The organism is Roseateles sp. PN1, assembly GCF_038419725.1.
Classification (GTDB): domain Bacteria; phylum Pseudomonadota; class Gammaproteobacteria; order Burkholderiales; family Burkholderiaceae_C; genus Paucibacter_A.
The window spans coordinates 1-19,083 of sequence record NZ_JBCARA010000015.1 but is presented as its reverse complement, the minus strand read 5'-3'; the positions used below and the strand labels follow the sequence as shown (position 1 = coordinate 19,083).

General features: G+C 60.5%; 15 protein-coding genes. 6 read left to right on the top strand and 9 right to left on the bottom strand.

What is annotated here, in order from left to right:
* Nucleotides 1-10 precede the first annotated feature (10 nt).
* From AABB87_RS19875 to AABB87_RS19845, 7 genes are all read right to left on the bottom strand, one after another.
* The gene (locus AABB87_RS19875) at nucleotides 11-1,231 is read right to left on the bottom strand and encodes an NnrS family protein (RefSeq protein WP_341973028.1); all 1,221 of its coding nucleotides are present in this window, start codon (nucleotides 1,229-1,231) and stop codon (nucleotides 11-13) included.
* A 24-nt stretch (nucleotides 1,232-1,255) separates the two neighbouring features.
* Complete coding sequence (locus tag AABB87_RS19870; RefSeq protein WP_341973027.1) at nucleotides 1,256-1,552, bottom strand: DUF2249 domain-containing protein; 297 nt, start codon at nucleotides 1,550-1,552, stop codon at nucleotides 1,256-1,258.
* A 110-nt stretch (nucleotides 1,553-1,662) separates the two neighbouring features.
* Nucleotides 1,663-2,070: a bacteriohemerythrin gene (locus tag AABB87_RS19865; protein WP_341973026.1), complete on the bottom strand. Its 408-nt coding sequence runs from the start codon at nucleotides 2,068-2,070 to the stop codon at nucleotides 1,663-1,665.
* 39 nt (nucleotides 2,071-2,109) lie between these two features.
* Nucleotides 2,110-3,669 (bottom strand): methyl-accepting chemotaxis protein, encoded by a 1,560-nt coding sequence (locus AABB87_RS19860; protein WP_341973025.1) that lies wholly within the window; start codon nucleotides 3,667-3,669, stop codon nucleotides 2,110-2,112.
* Nucleotides 3,670-3,875: 206 nt separating this feature from the next.
* Nucleotides 3,876-4,547, bottom strand: coding sequence for a response regulator transcription factor (locus tag AABB87_RS19855; protein ID WP_341973024.1), 672 nt, complete (start codon nucleotides 4,545-4,547; stop codon nucleotides 3,876-3,878).
* On the bottom strand, nucleotides 4,544-6,499 hold the full coding sequence (locus AABB87_RS19850) for a type IV pili methyl-accepting chemotaxis transducer N-terminal domain-containing protein (protein ID WP_341973023.1): 1,956 nt from the start codon (nucleotides 6,497-6,499) through the stop codon (nucleotides 4,544-4,546). The genes AABB87_RS19855 and AABB87_RS19850 overlap by 4 nt, the downstream gene beginning before the upstream one ends.
* A gap of 805 nt (nucleotides 6,500-7,304) precedes the next feature.
* Complete coding sequence (locus AABB87_RS19845) at nucleotides 7,305-8,108, bottom strand: spondin domain-containing protein (protein WP_341973022.1); 804 nt, start codon at nucleotides 8,106-8,108, stop codon at nucleotides 7,305-7,307.
* Between the two features lie 244 nt (nucleotides 8,109-8,352).
* On the opposite strand from AABB87_RS19845, the gene AABB87_RS19840 reads away from it, so the two are divergent.
* Both AABB87_RS19840 and AABB87_RS19835 read left to right on the top strand, forming a co-directional pair.
* Nucleotides 8,353-9,114, top strand: a complete 762-nt coding sequence (locus AABB87_RS19840) for a response regulator transcription factor (protein ID WP_341973020.1) — start codon at nucleotides 8,353-8,355, stop codon at nucleotides 9,112-9,114.
* 84 nt (nucleotides 9,115-9,198) lie between these two features.
* Entirely contained in the window at nucleotides 9,199-10,728 is a 1,530-nt protein-coding gene (locus tag AABB87_RS19835) for a sensor histidine kinase (RefSeq protein ID WP_341973019.1), read from the top strand.
* Nucleotides 10,729-10,940: 212 nt separating this feature from the next.
* On the opposite strand, the gene AABB87_RS19830 is transcribed toward AABB87_RS19835, so the two are convergent.
* Complete coding sequence (locus AABB87_RS19830; RefSeq protein WP_341973018.1) at nucleotides 10,941-11,165, bottom strand: hypothetical protein; 225 nt, start codon at nucleotides 11,163-11,165, stop codon at nucleotides 10,941-10,943.
* A gap of 728 nt (nucleotides 11,166-11,893) precedes the next feature.
* On the opposite strand from AABB87_RS19830, the gene AABB87_RS19825 reads away from it, so the two are divergent.
* From AABB87_RS19825 to AABB87_RS19815, 3 genes are all read left to right on the top strand, one after another.
* The gene (locus tag AABB87_RS19825; protein WP_341973017.1) at nucleotides 11,894-12,892 is read left to right on the top strand and encodes a GGDEF domain-containing protein; all 999 of its coding nucleotides are present in this window, start codon (nucleotides 11,894-11,896) and stop codon (nucleotides 12,890-12,892) included.
* Nucleotides 12,893-13,073: 181 nt separating this feature from the next.
* Nucleotides 13,074-14,600 carry an IS3 family transposase gene (locus AABB87_RS19820; RefSeq protein WP_341973016.1) on the top strand — a complete coding sequence of 509 codons (1,527 nt, stop codon included), beginning with the start codon at nucleotides 13,074-13,076 and terminating at the stop codon, nucleotides 14,598-14,600.
* Nucleotides 14,601-15,023: 423 nt separating this feature from the next.
* Entirely contained in the window at nucleotides 15,024-16,853 is a 1,830-nt protein-coding gene (locus tag AABB87_RS19815; protein WP_341973015.1) for an ATP-binding response regulator, read from the top strand.
* Here AABB87_RS19815 and AABB87_RS19810 read toward each other — a convergent pair.
* On the bottom strand, nucleotides 16,831-17,466 hold the full coding sequence (locus AABB87_RS19810) for a response regulator transcription factor (RefSeq protein WP_341973014.1): 636 nt from the start codon (nucleotides 17,464-17,466) through the stop codon (nucleotides 16,831-16,833). The genes AABB87_RS19815 and AABB87_RS19810 overlap by 23 nt on opposite strands.
* A gap of 283 nt (nucleotides 17,467-17,749) precedes the next feature.
* Here AABB87_RS19810 and AABB87_RS19805 point away from each other — a divergent pair.
* Nucleotides 17,750-19,083, top strand: a 1,334-nt coding sequence (locus AABB87_RS19805; RefSeq protein WP_341973013.1) for a hypothetical protein, incomplete at its 3' end; no start/stop codon positions are given.

The window sequence follows — 19,083 nt, the reverse complement described above, 5'->3', positions numbered from 1 at the left end:
ACATCAGTGCTCAGCCGGGCAGGCCGTCGATGCGCGGGCGCAGCAGCATGGGCCCATAACGCCACAAATACAGAGCGAATGCCGTGGCCCAGAGTGCGGCGGAAAGCCAAACCGCTTGCAGCAGGGCGGCCGGGATCAGCAGCGGCAGAAAGACGCGCAGCAGGGCCGCGGCCAACATGGCCAGGTAGGCGGCGGTCTCAATGGGGCCGGCCTTCAAGGGCCGGCCGGTGTGGCCCAGTGCGGTGCGGGTGATCATGCCCAGGGTGATCAGGCCAATCAGGCCAATTGTGAGGGCATGGGTGGCTAGCGAGGCCGGCAGCCATTGCAGCGCCGCCGCCGCGCGCAGGGCCAAATGCAGCAGCAGCCATGCGTAGGCCGCGTGCAGCACCCAGACCAGAGGGTTGCGCAGGGTCTTCCAGGGCTGCCACAGCGCAAAGCGCCAGCCATGGGCGACGAGGGCCGCAAGCAGGGGCAGCAGCATGGCCGGCCCACTCAGGCCCACAGCATCGCCAGCTGCGAGCAGCAAGACGCTGCCCAGGGCGGCACGCTCCACCCGGTCGTCGCGCCGGGCATTCATGCCGGGCACGCCGTTGTTGGAGAACATGGGCAATACGCGCCCGGCCATCACCGCGATGATGAAGAGCAGCAGATCCAATGCCAAGGGCAGACCCAAACCGCGGGCCAGCGCCGCCGGCAGGGGCAGCTGCGCCAAGAGGCCCAACTCACTCAGATGCAGGGCCGCGGTGGCCAGGCCGATGGCCAGCAGCAAGCCGACAAAGAAGTAGTTGCGCCTGTTGCCACCGGCGTGCAAAGCCCGCCAAAGCCCCCATGCCGCCAGCCACGGCACGGCCACATTGACCAGCAGCGAAGCCCAAAGCCAAGGCGAGAGCACCAGCACACGGGCCAACACCCAAAGAGCAGCCAAGCCCATCAGCGGCCGGCCAGTCGGTGTAGGCTGGCCCGACCAGTTGCGACCGGCCGTAAACAGAAAGCCGATGATGATGGCCAGCGCGTAGCCGAACACCATCTCATGAGCATGCCAGGCCGAGCCGCGCAGGCCGCCATGACCCAGCAAGCCACTGAATTGCAGCGCCCACAAAGGCACGGACAGCAATGCGAGCGTGGCCGCCAGCAAATAGAAAGGGCGAAAGCCCAAGTCCCAAAGGGCCAGGCCTTCGCCTGGCCGGCGCCGCAGGGGCGGCTCTTGCAATTGCAGGAATACCTTACTCATGGCGACCTCTGTGCACGGCCGGGATCAGTTCGCGCCGCCGCTGCAGCATCCGCAGCAGCTCTTGCCGGCGGGGCGTCGGCCAATGCGCAGGCGCCACTGCTGCGGCCCGCCTTCCAGCACTTCCCAATCAAACTGGCCCGGCCAGAGGGCTTGGAATTGCTGCTTTAGCGGCAGCGGCTCATGGTCGCTATGCAGGTCGAACCACGCGCCAATGGGCAGACTTTCAAAGTGCTGAAAGATCAGGCCGTGGCGCTGAGATGGCGGGATCTGGCGTACATCGATGATGGCAGCGGCGGCAGTGGGGGTGGAGACGGAATTCATGTCGATTCCTATAAGTTGCATTTTTAATGCAACTATTGTCTCGGGAATTTCCGTCAAAAGCAATATTTAAAATGAAGCTTATGGAGAGGCGCGCAAGATCCGCCTGAGATTCAGCGCTGGGACTTTTGCTTGAGATAGGCCAAAAGCTCTTTGTCCGAACGCCGAATGTGCAGAGACAACCAATCACGCAGCACGGCAGACAACTGGGCAGCGACTGCCAGGCTGCCGCCGTCGTAGCGCTGTTTGAGTGCATGCAACTGGGCGATGAATTTGGCGTGGCCTTGCTGGTGGCGTTCCAGGTTCGGGAAGCCTGCAGCCCGCATCAGCTGCTCTTCACGGGACAGATGTTCGGCGGTGTAGGCCAGCAACTGATCCAGGATTTGGCCGACTACTTCTTTGCCTTGCCCCTCACTGGTGGCGCTGTGCAAATCGTTGACCAACTGCACCAGGTGCAGGTGATCCTGATCGATGGGGCCGTCGTCGATCACCATATCGCTGGCCCATTTGAAATAGCTCATCGCTGGCTCCTTCGGTGGGGGAGGGCAGTGCGGCTGCGCTTAAGAGCGGGCGCTTGGATCCAAGCGGAACACGCTGACCAGACGCACCAGCGCATGGGCCTGAGCGGCCAGCGATTCGGCGGCCGAAGCGGCTTCTTCTACCAGCGCGGCATTGCCTTGCGTCACCTGATCCATCTGCCCCATGGCCTGGTTGATCTGGGCGATGCCGCTGGTCTGCTCTTCACTGGCTTGCGTCACTTCGCTCATCAGATCGGCCACTCGGCGCACGCTGACCACAATCTCGTCCATGGTGCTGCCAGCCTGTTCGACCAGGCGACAGCCTTCATTGACATTGCCCACCGATGCGGCGATCAAGCCCTTGATCTCACGGGCTGCGGTGGCCGAGCGCCCGGCCAGGCTGCGCACCTCGCTGGCCACCACGGCAAAGCCGCGCCCCTGCTCACCGGCACGTGCCGCCTCGACCGCCGCGTTGAGTGCCAAGATGTTCGTTTGAAAAGCAATGCCATCAATCACGCCGATGATGTCGCCGATGCGGCGTGAGGAGCCGGCAATCGCCTCCATGGTGTCCACCACCCGGCCGACCACAGCGCCGCCCTTGGCTGCCACGGCGGCGGCGGATGAGGCCAGTTCGTTGGCATGACGGCCAGACTCGAAATTTTCTTTGACCGTGCCAGCGAGTTCCTGTAACGAGGCCGCCGTCTGCTGCAATGCAGCCGCCTGCTCCTCGGTGCGTTGCGAAAGGTCGAGATTGCCGGCGGCGATTTCGCCGGTGGCCGTTGAGATCGCCTCGCTACCTTGGTGGACCTGGCCGACCATGCGCGTCAGGCTGGCGTTCATCAGTGCCAGCGCTTGCAAAAGCTGCCCCGTCTCGTTATTCCCCCCGAGCTCGATATGACGGCTGAGATCGCCTGCCGCCACTGATTGAGCGAGTGAGACTGCATGGCGCATCGGCAAGGCGATGGCGCGGTACACCACCATGGCCACCACGACCGCGAAAACTGCACCAACAAGACCAAGCATGGCCAGAACTTTGACGGTAAAGCTGATGCTTGCCGCCATCTCATTGCCTTTGTCGGTGACGATCTGGCGCTGCAGGTCGGCCAAGGCATTGATGGGCTGCTGCAAGTCATCGATGGCGGGCAGGGTTTCTTGATTCATCACTCTGACCGCCTCGTCGCGCCGCCCCTCGGCCACCAAGCTGGCCACGCGAGTGAAGGCCTTCACAAATCGGCCCCGTCTCTCGACGATGGTGGCCAGGAGCGCTTTGCCGTCGGGACGTTGCACCAGCTCATTCAATTGCGACAGGGCTTGGTCAATCTTCTTCTTGTTGGCAGCAATGTCCACATTGATCCGATCCCGCTGTCCCGCATCGGTAGCGATCAAAAGCTCCATCGTTCGCCGCGCATTGGCACGGGTAGTTGCGTTGACGATGTTGGCGGCTTCAGCCTTGACCCAGTCTTGCTGAATCATGGTCCGGCTGACTTCGCCGAGAGCTTGCATCCGCGTCGAGGCCAATCCAATCGAGACCACTAACAAAAGGATCATGGCTCCGAAACCGGCGCCGAGCAATACGCGCAGCGGCAAGTGGGTGATTTTCATGAGCATCCCTCTGGTCTAGGGCTAAAAACTACGTTCGCTGTTCGTGTGGCATCTCAGTGAACGCCCGTGCGAAAGCTTGAGTTTTTGGATACTGCCCGCTGGTCGAGGCGATGGTCAATGTCATTAATACGGTTTCTTGAACTGCATTAAGAACAAAGATTGGCGCGAACACCTCGTGCCAAGCGAGAAATGAAATCTCGCCGCGTTCAAGCGACCATGCCGCGCTCACTACCCCAAACTGCCGCCTGCACTCGGGAGCTCACCCCCAGTTTGCGCAAGATGTGCTGAACATGGATCTTGACCGTGGGCTCGGCGATGCTCAGTTGCCGTGCGATTTCCTTGTTACTTGAGCCCCGGGTGAGTTCGCGCAGGATTTCTAACTCGCGGGGCGACAAGGGCAAGGGCTCGACCCGGTCAGGGTCTGTGCATGCTGCGGGCGCAACTGCTGCGGCGCTGCTGCGGAAGGCATTGAGCAGCTTGTGCGACATCTCGGGGCTGACCACCGATTCACCGCGCATGGTCCGTATCAGGGTCGCAGCCAAATCCTCACCGTCCACCGTTTTCAGCAGATAACCTTGGGCACCGTTGCGTAGTGCTTCGCTGAGGTCTTGTTCATCTTCGCTAACGGTCAACATCAACACCCGGGCGCCGGGCACCTTGCGACGCAACTCAGGCAGCAGGTCCACGCCGCGCATGCCGGGCATGTGGTTGTCCAGCAAGATCAAATCGGGCTGCAGAGTCAGGGCCGCGCTCAAGGCCTCACTGGCGTCGGCCGCTTCACCCAGTACCACCACGCCTTCTTCCTGCTTGAGCAAAGCGATCAGGCCACGGCGAAACAGGGTGTGGTCATCGACGACCAGGACGGAAATGGGCTTCATGTCAGGGTAGGGGACTGTTGGTTCTGCTGGGCCGAGGCATCCAAGGACAGCTCAGCTTTGCTGCTGGTGAATGCGCTTTGCATGGGCAGTTGCAGGCGCACACGGGTGCCCCCTTCGGGTGGGCTGTCAATGCTGAGCTGCGCACCTATGCGTTGGGCACGCTCACGCATGATCTGTAGTCCCACATGGATATGACTATCGTCAGGCGGCAGGCGCTGGAATCCGCTGCCGTTGTCTTGCACCTCAAAAGTCCAGCGCGGCAGCTGCTCAACCCGCAGCGAGACATGATCGGCCTGTGCATGCTTGCGCACATTGGACAAGGCTTCCTGGATGATGTGCAGGACTTGAATTTGGGCATCGGGGGGCAGGGGGAGGCCGTCGCCTTGCAGGCTCAGATGGGTGCTGAGCCCGCTTTGGCGCTCGAACTTGCTCAGGGTGTTGCGCAGGGCATGTTCAATGTCTTCGTGGCCGGGCCGGGTGCGGAAGTGCACCAGCAGCTCCCGCACATTGGCGTAACACTCCTTCACCCCGGCATCGATTTCGTCCACCGTGAGTTCGATTTGCTCGGGTCGGTTCTTGCTCATGGCACTTCGTAGCAGCTGCACTTGGATCTTCAAAAACGCCAAGACCTGGGCGATGGAGTCATGCAATTCCTGAGCCAGCAGATTGCGCTCCTCCGATACCGCCATTTCGCGGTCGCGCGAAACCAAGCGGAGGTTGTCGACCTGCACCCCGAACTGGCCGACCAGGGCATCCAACAACACGCCTTCCGATTCACTCAGGCGGCGTACGCTGCTGAAAAACAATTCCACCTCACCCACCAAGCGAGCGCCGGCCCGCATCGGAATGGAAATCACGCTTTGAAAGCCCGCAGCTTCGCAATGGCCCAGCTTGGGGGTCGGCAAGGCCTGAATGGCAATCACCTTGGGGCCTGTGGGGGGCTGCGGCGAGGCTTGCAGCGTGGCGCCACAAGCACATTCGCCTTTGCGGAGACAGCGCTCCGCATCAATCATGGTTTGCGGCAAAGAGGCTTGGCCGAGTAGCAACAGGCGCTCGCCATCTTCAGCCGCCAAGCGCACCGCGCAGGCATCTGCACGTGCAATGCGAGCGAGTTTTTCAGCGAATGAGTGCGCCAGGGTCTCAAGGGTCTGATCCGTGAGGCCTGACATCTGGGCCACGTCATACAAGGCTTCCAGGCGTTCATTTTGCTGGGCCAAGTGCGCTGTCTTCTCTTTGACTTTGCCTTCTAGCCCAGCATAGGCCTGCTGCAAAGCAACAGCCATGTGATTGAAGCCCTTGGCCAAGCTAGTGAACTCTTCAACCGGCGACTGCTCGTCCACACGCGCCGCCAAATTGCCTGCGCCCATCTGCTGTAAGCCATCGCGAAGTCGCTGCAGAGGCTGAATGATCCAGACAAAAGCCCCAGAAACAAAAGCCACCGAGGCTGCCACGACCAGCACCACAAGGCCGAAGCAAAGCGCGCCCAATATGGCGGTGCGCGCCGCAATGGTGTGCTCTATCGCCCCCACCAGTTCGTCCACCTTCGCAACAAATGCATCGGCTTGTTGGCGCAGTTCTCCCGCATCAGTTGGGCCCAAAAGACTGGCGCGGAAGATGGGCCATTGGTTTTCAACCAAGGCCAGGCGATCACTGCAGTCAGCAGTGTCCGGCACGAACAAAGGCCTTTGCGCATCACCCTTACGCAGGCCGTCCACCATCGCGTCAAAGTTGCGCACGTCTTCTTGCAACTGATGTGCTCGCTCCTCCGTATGCGACAGCGTCATCCGGTAGCTGAGCATGCGCATGCGACCAGCCTCATTGATGGCACCGGCACCACCTTCTAACTGCCAAGACACCCATAAGGTGAAAGCGATCGAGGCGAGTGCTACCAGCAGAAAGCTGGTTTGAATAAGGGCCAGTTTCCCGACCAAGCTGCGAACGCGCGTAAACATTCGGCCACCATATGTGGCTGCGCGGAATGTGGTCTTGACCTGAGTCAAGGTTGCGCAAGTGGACTTCAACCGGTTCAGTCGTCAGCTAGCGTGGCGTAAACCCAGCGCGGCACGATATCCTTGCTTCGGTAAATGCTTGGGGAGCATAAGGGATCGCTTCGTGCCCAGAGAAATCGTCCTGACTGAGCATCTTTGGCCCTGGACCTCGTCGGTAGGCGGTCATTGGCCATGGTCCGCTTTCAGTGCAGCAAACTGACGGGTTCGCGGACCAGGGGTAGTGAATCGCTTCTTGTCATTGCGGGCGATTTGGAAGCTATCGATTGTCGAGCTTGTGTTCTGGGTGACAGCGATCGGCTTTGCGGTCTTCAGAACTCTGTTCTGAACTTCATATGTGTAGCTCGCCGCGAGTCTTGAATTCTCAGCTTGGGACCACGCTTGCACGGCACAACCCTGCGTTTGAGCCGACTCGCAACGGCCAATCTCTTCAGGCCCTCATTTCATTCTGGGCCATCAGCTGCTTGATAAAGGCTGGACGCGAATGACCTTGACGTCCGGCTGCTCTGTGCCCATTGCAGTCTTCCTATGCAGGCCCTAAGCCTACAGATAGACAAGGCAAAGCAGGCACAGCAGTCGCAAGCTTGGTCTCCACAAAACCGACATTGGGCACAACCACAGCTTCGGCTTCGTCCCAAAATGCTTTGCCGCCCATGCGGGTCTTCTTGGCGCTGGCCAGCAGGTTGATGCTGATGCGCCGGCTCGAGTAATACTAGCTGGCGCGCAGCAACCGACCAGCCCTGCCAACCCTTTAGCCCCGCGCGGCTCCGCGTCGACGCACTAGCCCGCCGAGTGCCAACAGGCCGGCGGCCATCAAGGCATAGCTTTGTGGTTCGGGTACGGCGGTGATGCTCTCAAAGCTGATGCGATAGACCTCGCTTTCGAAACCCAGCTGGCTGTTGAAGACATAGCCGGCACCTGTTGCCAAACCGTTGAAACCGGCAAGCTCGGCGAAGTTGAAATTGACCACGCCGCCCTGGTCGGTACGCAGGGCGTTGCTGCCGACGAAGGCGGCAGCGGTGGGGTCGAAGACCTCAGAGCCGCCGTCCCAAATTTCCCGCGCCTTGATCGTGATGGCGCCCAGTTGCAGCCCGCCTTGCGCGTTGAACAAGCGGTATTCGGTGGGCGAGTCATTGCCAATGAAGAAGTCGTTGCTCGGCACCACCATGGCCCCGAAACTGAAGAAGGGGTTCAGCGCCGTATCCACGCTGAAGCTGAGGCTGCGGGTTTCGCCAGGTTGCAACAGGCTGCCCACGGTGCCGCGGGTGGCGGTCGGGTCAGCCGCCGCGAAAGCCGCTTGCCAAGCGGTGCCACTGCCGCCTTCGGCGATGGATTGAATCGCTGCGGTCGACACCTGACCGAGATTGAAGGCATCAAAACTGCCGCTGTGGAAGCCAACATGTAGCGGCGCGAAGCTAACGCTGTTGACTGGGGCCAAGTTTTGCACGTTGACCTTGATGTCGACCATGGCTGCTTGGGCGAGCGAACTGGCGCCCACCGCGCTGAGTGCAAAGAAGACGGGTGTGGCTTGGCGAGATAAAGTGAGTTTGAACATGACAGTGCTTTCTTGAGCTGAGGTGTAGTCGAGGAGCTTTTTGACCGGATGTGGCGCAGTGCATGCCTCAATCGGTCAGGCCATGCTAGGAACCACAAGCGCTTAAAGAATCACGCTTTGATAACGAAAAGCTAAGCGATTCTTGGCGCGCTCGATGTCTTGTGTGTCTTGTGATTCTTTTGTGAAGACTTGCTCCGGCTTTGGCGGCCTAATACGGGTTCAGAGCTTTACCGGATTCCAAACAATGCCCCTGCAGCTTTCTTCTCTACCTGTGCCCGAGGCGACGCGCCCAGCCGGCCCGCCTCGCCGCATCTTGGTGGTGGAGGATGAACCCGATATTGCCGCGCTGCTGCACCTGCACCTGAGCGAGTTGGCGGATCAAGTCTTGTGCCTGGGCAATGGCCTTGACGGCTTGAACAGCGCGATTGATGCCGGCCCCTGGGCCGCCATCGTGCTGGATCTGCGCCTGCCCGGCATGGGCGGATTGGATATCTGCCGGGCCTTGCGCGAACGGGGGAATAGCGTGCCCATCCTGATGTTGACGGCCCGTAACTCGGAGCTTGACCGGGTGTTGGGTCTGGAGTTGGGTGCCGACGACTACCTGACCAAGCCTTTCAGCGTGCTGGAGTTACAGGCCCGCATTCGCGCGCTGTGGCGCCGCATGGGCCAACCGATGACGCCGGGCTCCGCCGAAACGCCCGCATCGTCGGAGCCAGTTGACGTCCGGGCCGGTGGTTTGCACATCCACCGGGTGCAGCGGCGAGCGTGGTTGGGCCAGGCCGAGTTGGTGTTGACACCGCGCGAGTTCGATCTGCTCTGGCATTTCGCCCGCCAGCCGCTGCGGGCCTTCAGCCGGGCCGAGCTGCTGGATCAGGTCTGGGGCTATGGGCACGATGGATATGACCATACTGTCAACACCCACATCAACCGCCTGCGTAACAAACTAGGCGAAGGCTATATCCAGACCGTCTGGGGCGTCGGTTACCGTTTTGAGGTGCAAGCATGAGCGCCCCCATAGCTACCGCCCTCCGGCGTCCACCTTCCGAGGGGTGGGGGAGAAGCACCTGGGATGGCCCGGAGTTTTTTTCTCATGAGTAGCTCGGTACTGCCCTGGTGGCGCCGCCTAGACCTGCGCCTGGCGCTGGTGGTGGTGCTGGGCTTGACGCTCCTGTGCGGCGGAATGTTGTACTGGCAGGATGCCCTGGCGCAGCGCCGGCAAGATGCCTATGACCAGTGGCAAAACCTCAAGCTGGCCCGCTATATTGCGGACCGCCAGGCAAAGCCGATGATCGACGCGCAAGGCCTGGTCCGCAGCGGTGCCCTGGCCGACACCGCCATGTATATCGGACTAATTCACCCAGCTCTCGAAGCCTATCTTCTGGATCTTCAAGGACGGGTGCTGCAGCACAGCCTGCCGGCATCCGGCCCCGGGCCGGTCATGCAGCAAGTTGACTTAGGCGCAGTACGCCCACTGCTAGCGTCTCCATCCGGCGGCGCATTGCAATTGCCGATCTACGGCGATGACCCGCGCTTGCCTGGGCAGCCCAACTTGGTTTCAATCGCCGCCCTGCCTGATGCAGGCAACGTGCAGGGCTACCTTTATGTGGTGTTGCGCGGAGCGGCGGCCAGCGAGATTCGCGCACATAACTTGGGGGAAAGTCAGTTCGGGCCGGCGTGGGGCCTCACGCTGACGGCCATCGCCTTGGTTGGTTTGACCATCGTGGCGCTGCAGATGACTATCACTGGCCGCCTGCGCCGGCTGGCCGCGCAAATGGAGGCGTTTCGCCAACCTGATGGAGCGCGCTTGCTGGGCCCTCAAGCGGTTCAAGACGAAATCGATCTGGTCTCGCAGGCGGCGGGCTTGCTGCAAGAGCGGGTGCAGCAGCAGTTCCACTTGCTCGAAGAAGGCGACAGACTCAGGCGCGAATTGCTCAGCAACATCACCCATGATCTGCACACACCGATTGCCAATATCCAGGGCTATGTCGAGACCTTGCTGCTGGGTGGTGACAAGCTCTCACCCGAGCTGCGTCAGCAGTATCTGCAGACCAGCATGTCACATTGCCAACGCTTAAGCCGGCGGGTGGCCGAGCTGTTTGAGTTGGCGCGGCTGGAATCCGGTCAGGCGCAAGCGCAGCTAGAACCGTTTTGTATGGCCGACCTGCTTAACGATGTGGTGCAAAGCCAGCAACTGAGCGCCCAGCAGCGCGGCGTGCTGTTGTGCCTAGCCCCCGAGATCGACCGGCAAGCGAAGGTGCTGGCCGATATACGGCTGATCGAGCGCGTACTGCAGAACCTGGTCGAGAACGCCTTGCGCCATACACCGGCACAGGGCCGCGTCGAGCTGACCTTGCAAAGCAAGGGCGAAGAGATCGTCGTTTGCGTCAGAGACAACGGGCAAGGCATCGCCTCTCAGGATTTGCCCTACATATTCGAGCGCTACTGGAGCAAGCGCGACGGCATCAAGAGCGCCGATGCAGCAACGCCGAGCGCCACAGCCGGCTTGGGCTTGGCCATCGTCAAGCGCATCTTGGTATTACATGGCAGCCGAATCGACGTCAGGTCGGCCTTGCGTGAGGGCACCGAATTCAGTTTTGCCCTGCCTGCCGCCACCGCCTAGCTTCCTATTTGCGTTTTTCCGCGAATGTCACCGAGCAATCAGCCGCTTCGGCCGAATCTTTGCGGATTCAGGCTGAACAAATGGATGCTGCGGTTCAAGCCTTCAAGTTATAGCGTGGCCTAGCTAGCAGCCGTGGGTAGGCGCCCTTGCTTGTTACCTTCTTGTCTCTGCGCTCAATCGTCGACCATGCGCCGCTTCGAAACAAAAATACGTCAATTGAGGCGCCTGAAGCGAAGACTGTCGATCATGGGCTCTCCGCCAACATAAATCATATGTGCCTGCAGTATCTCCACTCGCCCTTGCAGCGCGAGCGCATGGAAATCACGCGCTGCGCTGTCAAACACCAATGGGTGCTCCAGCGAGCCGCCCGCTTTAGGAAGCTCGGTATCGGCGCCAAATTCCGAATCCAAGAAAATGGACATGGCAATAGTTCTCATGTGCAAACTCCTTTGTAAGTAGTCCAAATAGCCTCGGAGTGGCGCGGTCCCACTTGAAATGACTTGACCTAAGTAGCATGCACCGCGGACCGCCACGACCTTCGAGTAGTGTATGGCGCAGTGCAGCAAGTTACACGCTGCCGATTTTAGTCAGCCCATGCCAACGCGTTTCGTGGCCTCTTGTCGAAGCAGGATCACTTGAAATCGTATCCCGAAGCTTTGAATTGGTTCAAGACGAGCAACTCATCGCCCATTTGGTTTTCAGAAGGTTGCGTTGGTGGCCCTTTCTACCGATTGACAGCCACTTCTCGTTTAGTGCCGCGGCTCTGAAGTCGCGGCTCAGTAAGTTGTTTAGTTCGGGACTGAGGTCACCCATGTACGAGCCATATCGTCGACGCTTGCCTGTCGAGGCATTCAAGTACCGCTGGTTCAGCATACGGCGCGCCACCTTCTCCGAGATGCTCATGGATTGATCGCTCAGCGAGGGGTGAATCCGCCTGCAGCAAAACCCTCCAAAGTACGCTTGAGCGCAACTTTCAGTTCACCCAACTTTTCGAGGCGCTTCAAATTTCTGACGCTACATTCAGACCGTTGAGAGGCAGGATGGTGGCGTCTGCAGCACGAGCTGTTTTCGCCGCACAAAAAGGCATAAACTCACAAAAAAAGATGGCCACCGGCAGGCCTTGGTGCACTCGGGAGTCACTCGAATAGCCCGGCTTGAGGTTGTCATGCCTGATAAGAAAAAGCTCTTAAAGATCATTTCTATTCACAGCGAAGTTGCGCAAATGGGCCTCGACCTGGGCGGCCTGATGTCACTCGTCGTTTCGCGGACTTTGGAACTGGTCGACGCCGAAGGGGCTGTTATCGAGTTGGTAGAGGGTGATGACCTTGTGTACAGAGCCGTCTCCGGTGCCATGTCGGCTCAGTTAGGTTCTCGGGTCAAGCGAGGCCGCAGCCTATCTGGCACTTGCCTTTCAGAAGGTCGTTCGTTGATCTGCGAAGACAGCGAGACCGACCTACGCGTGGATCTTGAAGCTTGCCGCAGAGTGGGCGTGCGTTCATTGCTTGTCATCCCTCTAACTCACGCCGGGGAAACTGTCGGTGTTCTCAAGGCCGGGGCGGCTCGGCCCTCCGTCTTCAGCGAAGAGGATGCGCAGACACTGGAACTTCTCACCAACGTCGTTGGCGCTGCCATGTTTTGGGCAACGCGTTATGGCAAGGACGACCTGTTCTATCGAGCGACTCATGACCACCTCACAGGATTGCCTAATCGGTCGCTGTTTATGGACCGGTTGCGGCTTGCTGTTATGCAAATTGGCCGTATGGCACCTGCCGTGGCGATTCTCTCAGTGGACATGGATGGACTCAAACAGATCAACGATCAATATGGTCATGCGGCAGGAGATGCAGCATTGGTCGCCTTTGGCCATTTGATGCGTACCGCCGCACGGGAAACAGATACCGTGGCCCGCCTCGGTGGCGACGAATTCGCTGTCATCTTGACGCCGTTCCGGGAGGTTGATGGTTTGTCTGCAGCGATCGAACGCTATCAGAAGCATTTGGAGGGGCATTTGGAATTTCGAGGCACCTTGTTGCATTTGCGCAGCAGCATCGGCGGAGCCGTCTGTCCTCATGACACTCAAGTACTCAGTGACCTTATCGATCTCGCCGATCAGCGCATGTACGAGGCCAAACGTCGACGCAGTGCTGTGACCCAAGCTGCCTAAGAATTGGCTCTGCAATTGTTTAGCTAATCCGCTATTAATTGCGCCGCCAAGAAGTCGCCCAAACACATAAGGGGACGCTGGGCCTTCTTCACTCTCTGGCGATTGACATTACTGTTGGCGCCGACCGAAAACTGAGCCAAGGGGGATGCGGACGATTTCTTGGACTACCTGGAGGTAGTTCATGTACACATACGAGGATCGGCTTCGAGCAGTGCAGCTGTACATCAAGCTGGGCAAGCGAGTCGGCTTGACCATTCGGCAGCTGGGATATCCGACGAAGAACGCGCTCAAGACCTGGTACCGCGAGTACGAACAGAGCCAAGACCTACGCGCCGGCTACAAGAGGACTGCAAAGTTTTCTCAGGGGGATAGGCTGCGCGCTGTCGAGCATTACCTTGAGCACGGCCGGTGCATCGCTGTGACCGTCAAGGCTCTGGGCTATCCCTGCCGGTCATTGCTACACGCGTGGCTGCAAGAGCTTCACCCCCAGCCAACGCGCGTCGTCGGTCGAATGCAGGAACTGGCGCCGGAAGCCAAGCAGTCTGCAGTGATTGCCTTGTGCACGCGCCCGGCCAGCGCGCAGGCAGTCGCCGACGAGGTCGGCGTGTCGCGGGGCTCGCTGTACAAGTGGAAGAATCAATTACTCGGCCACGACGCACCCGCATCCATGAAGCTCAAGCAACGCGCCCTTGATAGCCCAGACCGGGCAGACTTGGCACAACAGCTCGAAACGCTGCAACACGACATTCGCCGGCTGCAGCTCGAGAAGGACGTGCTGAAGAAGGCGAATGAGCTCTTAAAAAAAGAGCTGGGCATCAATCAGCAGCGCCTGACGAACCGGGAGAAGACGCTGCTGGTTGATGCCCTGAGGTCCACCTACACGGTGACCGAACTGCTGTGCGAAGTGGAACTGCCGCGCAGTTCCTACTTCTACCATCGGGCACGGCTGGGGGTGGATGACAAGTACGCGGACGTACGTCAGGCGATGACCAACATCTTCGAGCAGAACTATGGCTGCTACGGCTACCGGCGGCTCCACGCGTCGTTGAGCGATCAGTGCGTGCGTATCTCGGAGAAGGTCGTGCGCCGCCTGATGAAGCAGGAGTGCTTGATCGCCGCGACAAGCAAACGCCGTCGGTATGGCTCCTACATGGGCGAGATCAGTCCAGCGCCCGACAACGTGCTGAACCGAGACTTCAATGCCGGCGCGCCGAATGAGAAGTGGCTCACCGACATCACGGAGTTCCAAATTCCGGCCGGCAAGGTATATCTATCTCCGATGATTGATTGCTTCGACGGCATGGTCGTGAGTTGGTCGATCGGCACTCGGCCGAACGCGGAGTTGGTCAACACGATGCTGGACGCTGCGATCGAGAAGGTCGCAGCAAGTGGCGAGAGGCCGGTGGTGCATTCCGATCGGGGCGGCCACTATCGATGGACAGGCTGGCTAGCTCGAATCTCTGACGCCAAGCTGGTCCGCTCGATGTCACGCAAGGGATGCCCGCCGGACAACGCGGCATGCGAGGGCTTCTTCGGTCGGCTCAAGACCGAGATGTTCTTCGCTCGCAACTGGCTCTCGACAAGCATCGAGGAGTTCATTGCTGCGTTGGATGCATACATTCGCTGGTACAACGAGGTCCGGATTAAGAGTTCACTTGGCTTTCGCAGCCCGGCGCAGCACCGTCGACAAGTTGGCATCGCCGCATAACCAGTCCAAGTTTTTGTCCGCATCCCCGCAGTGCTCGTTTTCTTTCCCTTGCCGACGTTACCTTCTAGCGACTGCTACGGGCACCCTCCGGACATTTGAATCCGCCGGCAATTTGCCCACCAAGAACATTCGCACTCGGCATTCACTAAACAGTTGATGGCCCTAAGGCTGTCACTCCCTGCGCACGGCGCACGGCCCAACTGCAGTCCTTCAACCGCCACAACATTCATTGCGGATGCACATCGCAGATGAAGTGCTTGCTCGACATTTCCACGGCGGCATCTTGGGCTCGTTAGGGAAGGGGCGTTCTTCCTATTGCCTGCGAGTCTGTCAAATCCGACATTGCCCTCCCAGGGTTTGGTGCCCGCTCCATCACAGTTGTCGCGGTTTTTGGGCCCAGCGTGCACAATCCGCGCCGAGCCCATGCCCACACCCACCTCAATATCGATCGATGAAGAGACGCGCCTGCAGGCCCTGGTCCGAATGGACGTGGCGCAGCGCTTGCGCAGCAATGATCTGAGCCTGACCGTAGGCAATTTCGTACTGGCGCTGTTGGTTGCGGGCAGCCTGCACAAGGCAGCGCCGCCGGCTTGGGTGGCCTGCTGGCTAGGCTTGCAGTTCGTCAATATGGCCTTTCACCTCTGGCTGGGCCTGCGCTGGTTGCGCACCCCGCTGACGATCAGCAATGCGCCGCTCTGGCTGCGCCGGGTGACGCGCACCTCAGGGATCAACGGTTTGCTGTGGCTGCTGGCGATTCATATCTTTTGGCTTGGTGGCAGCGACGCACAGCGCATGTTGCTATGGGCTTGGATGATAGGCATCAGTTCGGCTGCGTTGCATTCGCTGCACGCCTATTTGCCGGCCTATTTCGCCATGGTGGGGCCGGTCTTGCTGGGGCTGTTGTTGGCCGTGCTGGTGCACGGCGCGATTGACACGTGGGCCGTCTTGGCCGTGCTGCTACTCGGCGCCACGCTCTACATTCACTTTGCCGTTTCCCTGCGGCGCCTGCTGTGGGACTCGTTGCGCCAAGCTCATCAGCTCGCTCATCTGAGCGAAAGCTTGAAGCAGGAGAAGGACTTGGCCGTCAAACTGAGCCAATCGCGCAGCCGCTTCTTGGCCGCTGCCAGCCATGATCTGCGTCAGCCCGTGCATGCGCTCTCGCTGTTTGTCGGAGCGCTGAAGCAAAACTCTAATCCGGCGCAGTCAGCGCAGATATTGCAGCATGTGAGCAGTGCCGTTGATGCCATGGGGGCCATGTTCAACGCCTTGTTGGACATTTCCAAGCTGGACGCCGAGCAGCTGCAACCGCAGTGGCAGACGGTGGATTTGCGCGCGCTGCTGACCCGTATGTCGGCTGACCACAGCCTGCAAGCGCAGGCCAAGGGACTGCGCTTTGTTTGCGATCTTCCACCTTCTGAAGGGGCACAGGCCTCACCGGCGTCAAAGGCGTCGCAGGCGGCGCTGACGGTGCGCAGCGACCCAGCTTTGCTGGAACGGGTGCTGCGCAATCTGCTCTCCAATGCGCTGCGTTACACCGCGCAGGGCGGCGTGCTGCTACGGGCCCGGCAGCGGCATGGCCGCATTGAACTTCTGGTCGCAGACAGCGGGGTGGGCATTGCCCGGGCGCGCCGCGCCGAGGTGTTTGATGAATTCGTGCAACTGCATGAGTCGGGTCAAGGCCTCGGCCTGGGGCTGGCGATTGTTCATCGCTTGTCTGGCCTGCTGGGCTTAAGGCTGCGCTTGCGCTCTCGGCCGGGCCGGGGAAGCTTGTTCACGCTCATGCTGGCGCCGCACGACGAGGGGTCGGCTGCACCGCCAAGCCCGCTCGCGCAGCCCCAGCTAGGCGGGGAGTTGGTCATCGTGCTGGATGAAAGCGCCGAGATTCGGCAGGCCATGAGCACCCTGCTGTCGGCCTGGGGCCTGGGCGTCATCGGCGCCTCCAATGTGGACGAGTTGATGCCGCAGCTGATGGACGTGAGCGCTGTGCCGCGCTTGCTGCTGTGCGACTACCGCCTGGGCGGCGGCGACACCGGCAGCGGCGCGATTGCCCGGCTCCGCGAACTGTTCAACAGCGATATCCCGGCCGTGCTGCTCAGCGGTGACACCAGTACTGCACGCACAGAGGAGGCGCTGGACCAGGGGCTGACCTTGCTGCAAAAGCCGCTCACGCAAGTGCAGTTGCGCACGGCAGTTACCCAGGCCTTGCGGCCTATTCACACGCCTATCGCGATCAGTACGACATCGTCTGACTGACCATGCCGGCCGCTCGGGCTGCCTCCACGGCCTGCAGGCGGTGCACCACACCCAGAGCTTTGAAGATGGCCGATACATGGCCCTTGACGGTCTTCTCCTCCATGCCCAACTCGCGCGCAATTTCCTTGTTGGATTTGCTGTTGCACAGCTCTTGCAAGACTTCGCGTTGGCGTGGCGTCAAGCCGTCCAGGCTGGGCTCGGCCGGGCCGGCGTCAGGCGCCATGGCCATCAGCGGCGGCACATAGATCTCACCGCCCAGCACCAGCGTTAGCGCCGCCAGCAAGGTGGCTGGGCTGGCGGACTTGGGGCAATAGCCACGTGCGCCGGCTTTGAGCACGCGGCGCACATCGGCAGGGTCCTCCGACGACGACAGCACCAAGCTGGGCAGCAGCGGATGGTGGCGTTTGAGCTGCTCCAGCAAGGCCATGCCGGCCATGCCGGCCATACGCAGGTCCAGCAGCACGGCGTCCACATCAGGGTTCTTGGCCAGGCAGTCCATGGCGGCGATTCCGTCGTTGGCCTCCAGGATCAGCTCCGGCGCCCCCAGGCTTTGCAACGCGGCGACGACACCGGCACGCACCAGGGGGTGGTCATCGACGAGCAAGAGTTTCATGCGGCTCACTCTAGCAGCCGACGCAGGGGCTGAGTAGGTCCCGAGACCAAGTCTTGGGTCCAAGGTCCGATTGTGCGAGCAGTTGCGAGATTTGAAACTTGCGCTCGTTGAAGCCAAGCAGGCAGACCCTGCCCATTCAACGCAGCGCCCGAGCCACTCCACCACGCGCAAGAGCACAGGTATTGGCACAGGCACGCGTGCCACCAATCAAGCAGTTTCTATCCAGGGAGTCGACATGAACAAGCCAACATTGCACCTTCGTCATTCAACCAGGGCCACCGACTTGCCGCGCCCATTGCCGCTGTGCTTGGCCATCGCCGCCCTGTGCAGCACGGGTCTCGCCGAAGCCAGAGACTTGGTCTGGGTTGGCGGCAACAAAGCAGCCGGTGATCCTGCGGGGTCTAGCCGCATGAGCTTCAACAGCAATTGGCAGGGCCAGAACGTCCAGCCGGCGGAAGGGGACATCCTCCACTTTGGCAATACGAACTGGTTGGTCGTCGTCAATGACCTGGGCTACCGCGTCTACAACCAGATTTCCTTTGAGACCGGTGCGAGTGCCTACACGCTGCAGGGCGTGGGCAACAACATCGGGCTCACCAACGGCATCGTCAACAGAAGCAGCAATAAGCAGGTGTTCGATTGGGGCAACGCAGCGGGCTTCGTCATCAGCGCGAACCAGACCTGGGACGGCGGCACCGCCGGCATGACCATCACAGGTGGCATGGACCAGCAGCGTGATCTGACTCTGTCCAACAAGGTCGTCTACAAGAGTCTCGACTCCACCTCGATCGGCGACGACCCCAATTCGAACGTCAGCCTGACGATCAATTCCGCCAGCACTTACAGCACCGGGGGCTCCCTCGCCCTCGGCGGCGGCTTCCCATCCAGCAGCGGCACCATCAATGTGCGCGGCTCGGACAGCAGCTTGGCCGTCGGCACAGATCTGAGCCTGGGCGACGTCGGCACCGGCACCTTGCTGATCGACTCCGGCGCCAGCGCCTCCAGCCAGACCGTGAATATGGGAAGAACCGGAACTGCAAAGCTGACGGTGGACGGCACCAAATCGAGCTTCAGCACTGTCGGCGTGTTGTACAACAACAGCGATGTGATCGTTTCGGGCGGTGGCACCTTCACTGCCACAGGCAATATGGGTCCCGGCTTCGTGCCCAATGTGAACTCCAGCGTCACGGTGAAGGACACAGGCACGCTGTTCAAGGTAGGCATAGGCTTCTATCTGGGCACCAAAGGCAACGGGCTGATGCAGGTCAGCAAGGGCGCGACTGCCGACATCAACAATCTTTTCATAGGAGAAAACGGTACTGGCGGCTTTGGCGTGCTGGAAGCGACAGGACTTGGGTCCACCTTGAAAGCCCAGCGCGTCAGCGGCAATGCAGGCCTCTTGAACGTCTCCAACGGGGCCAAGGTTCAAGTGTCGGATTGGATGACGATGGGGCAGGCAGGAGACTCCAGCTTCGTGGCTGCGGTGGGGGGCAGCGGCGCGCTATTGAGCGTTACCAACACCCTCACTGTGGGCTCCGTCGGTGCCGGTCGGCTGGATGTTCTGGGCGGCGGCGTTGTCGATGTCGGGCAACTGGTGATCGGTGATCTGGGCGTTGT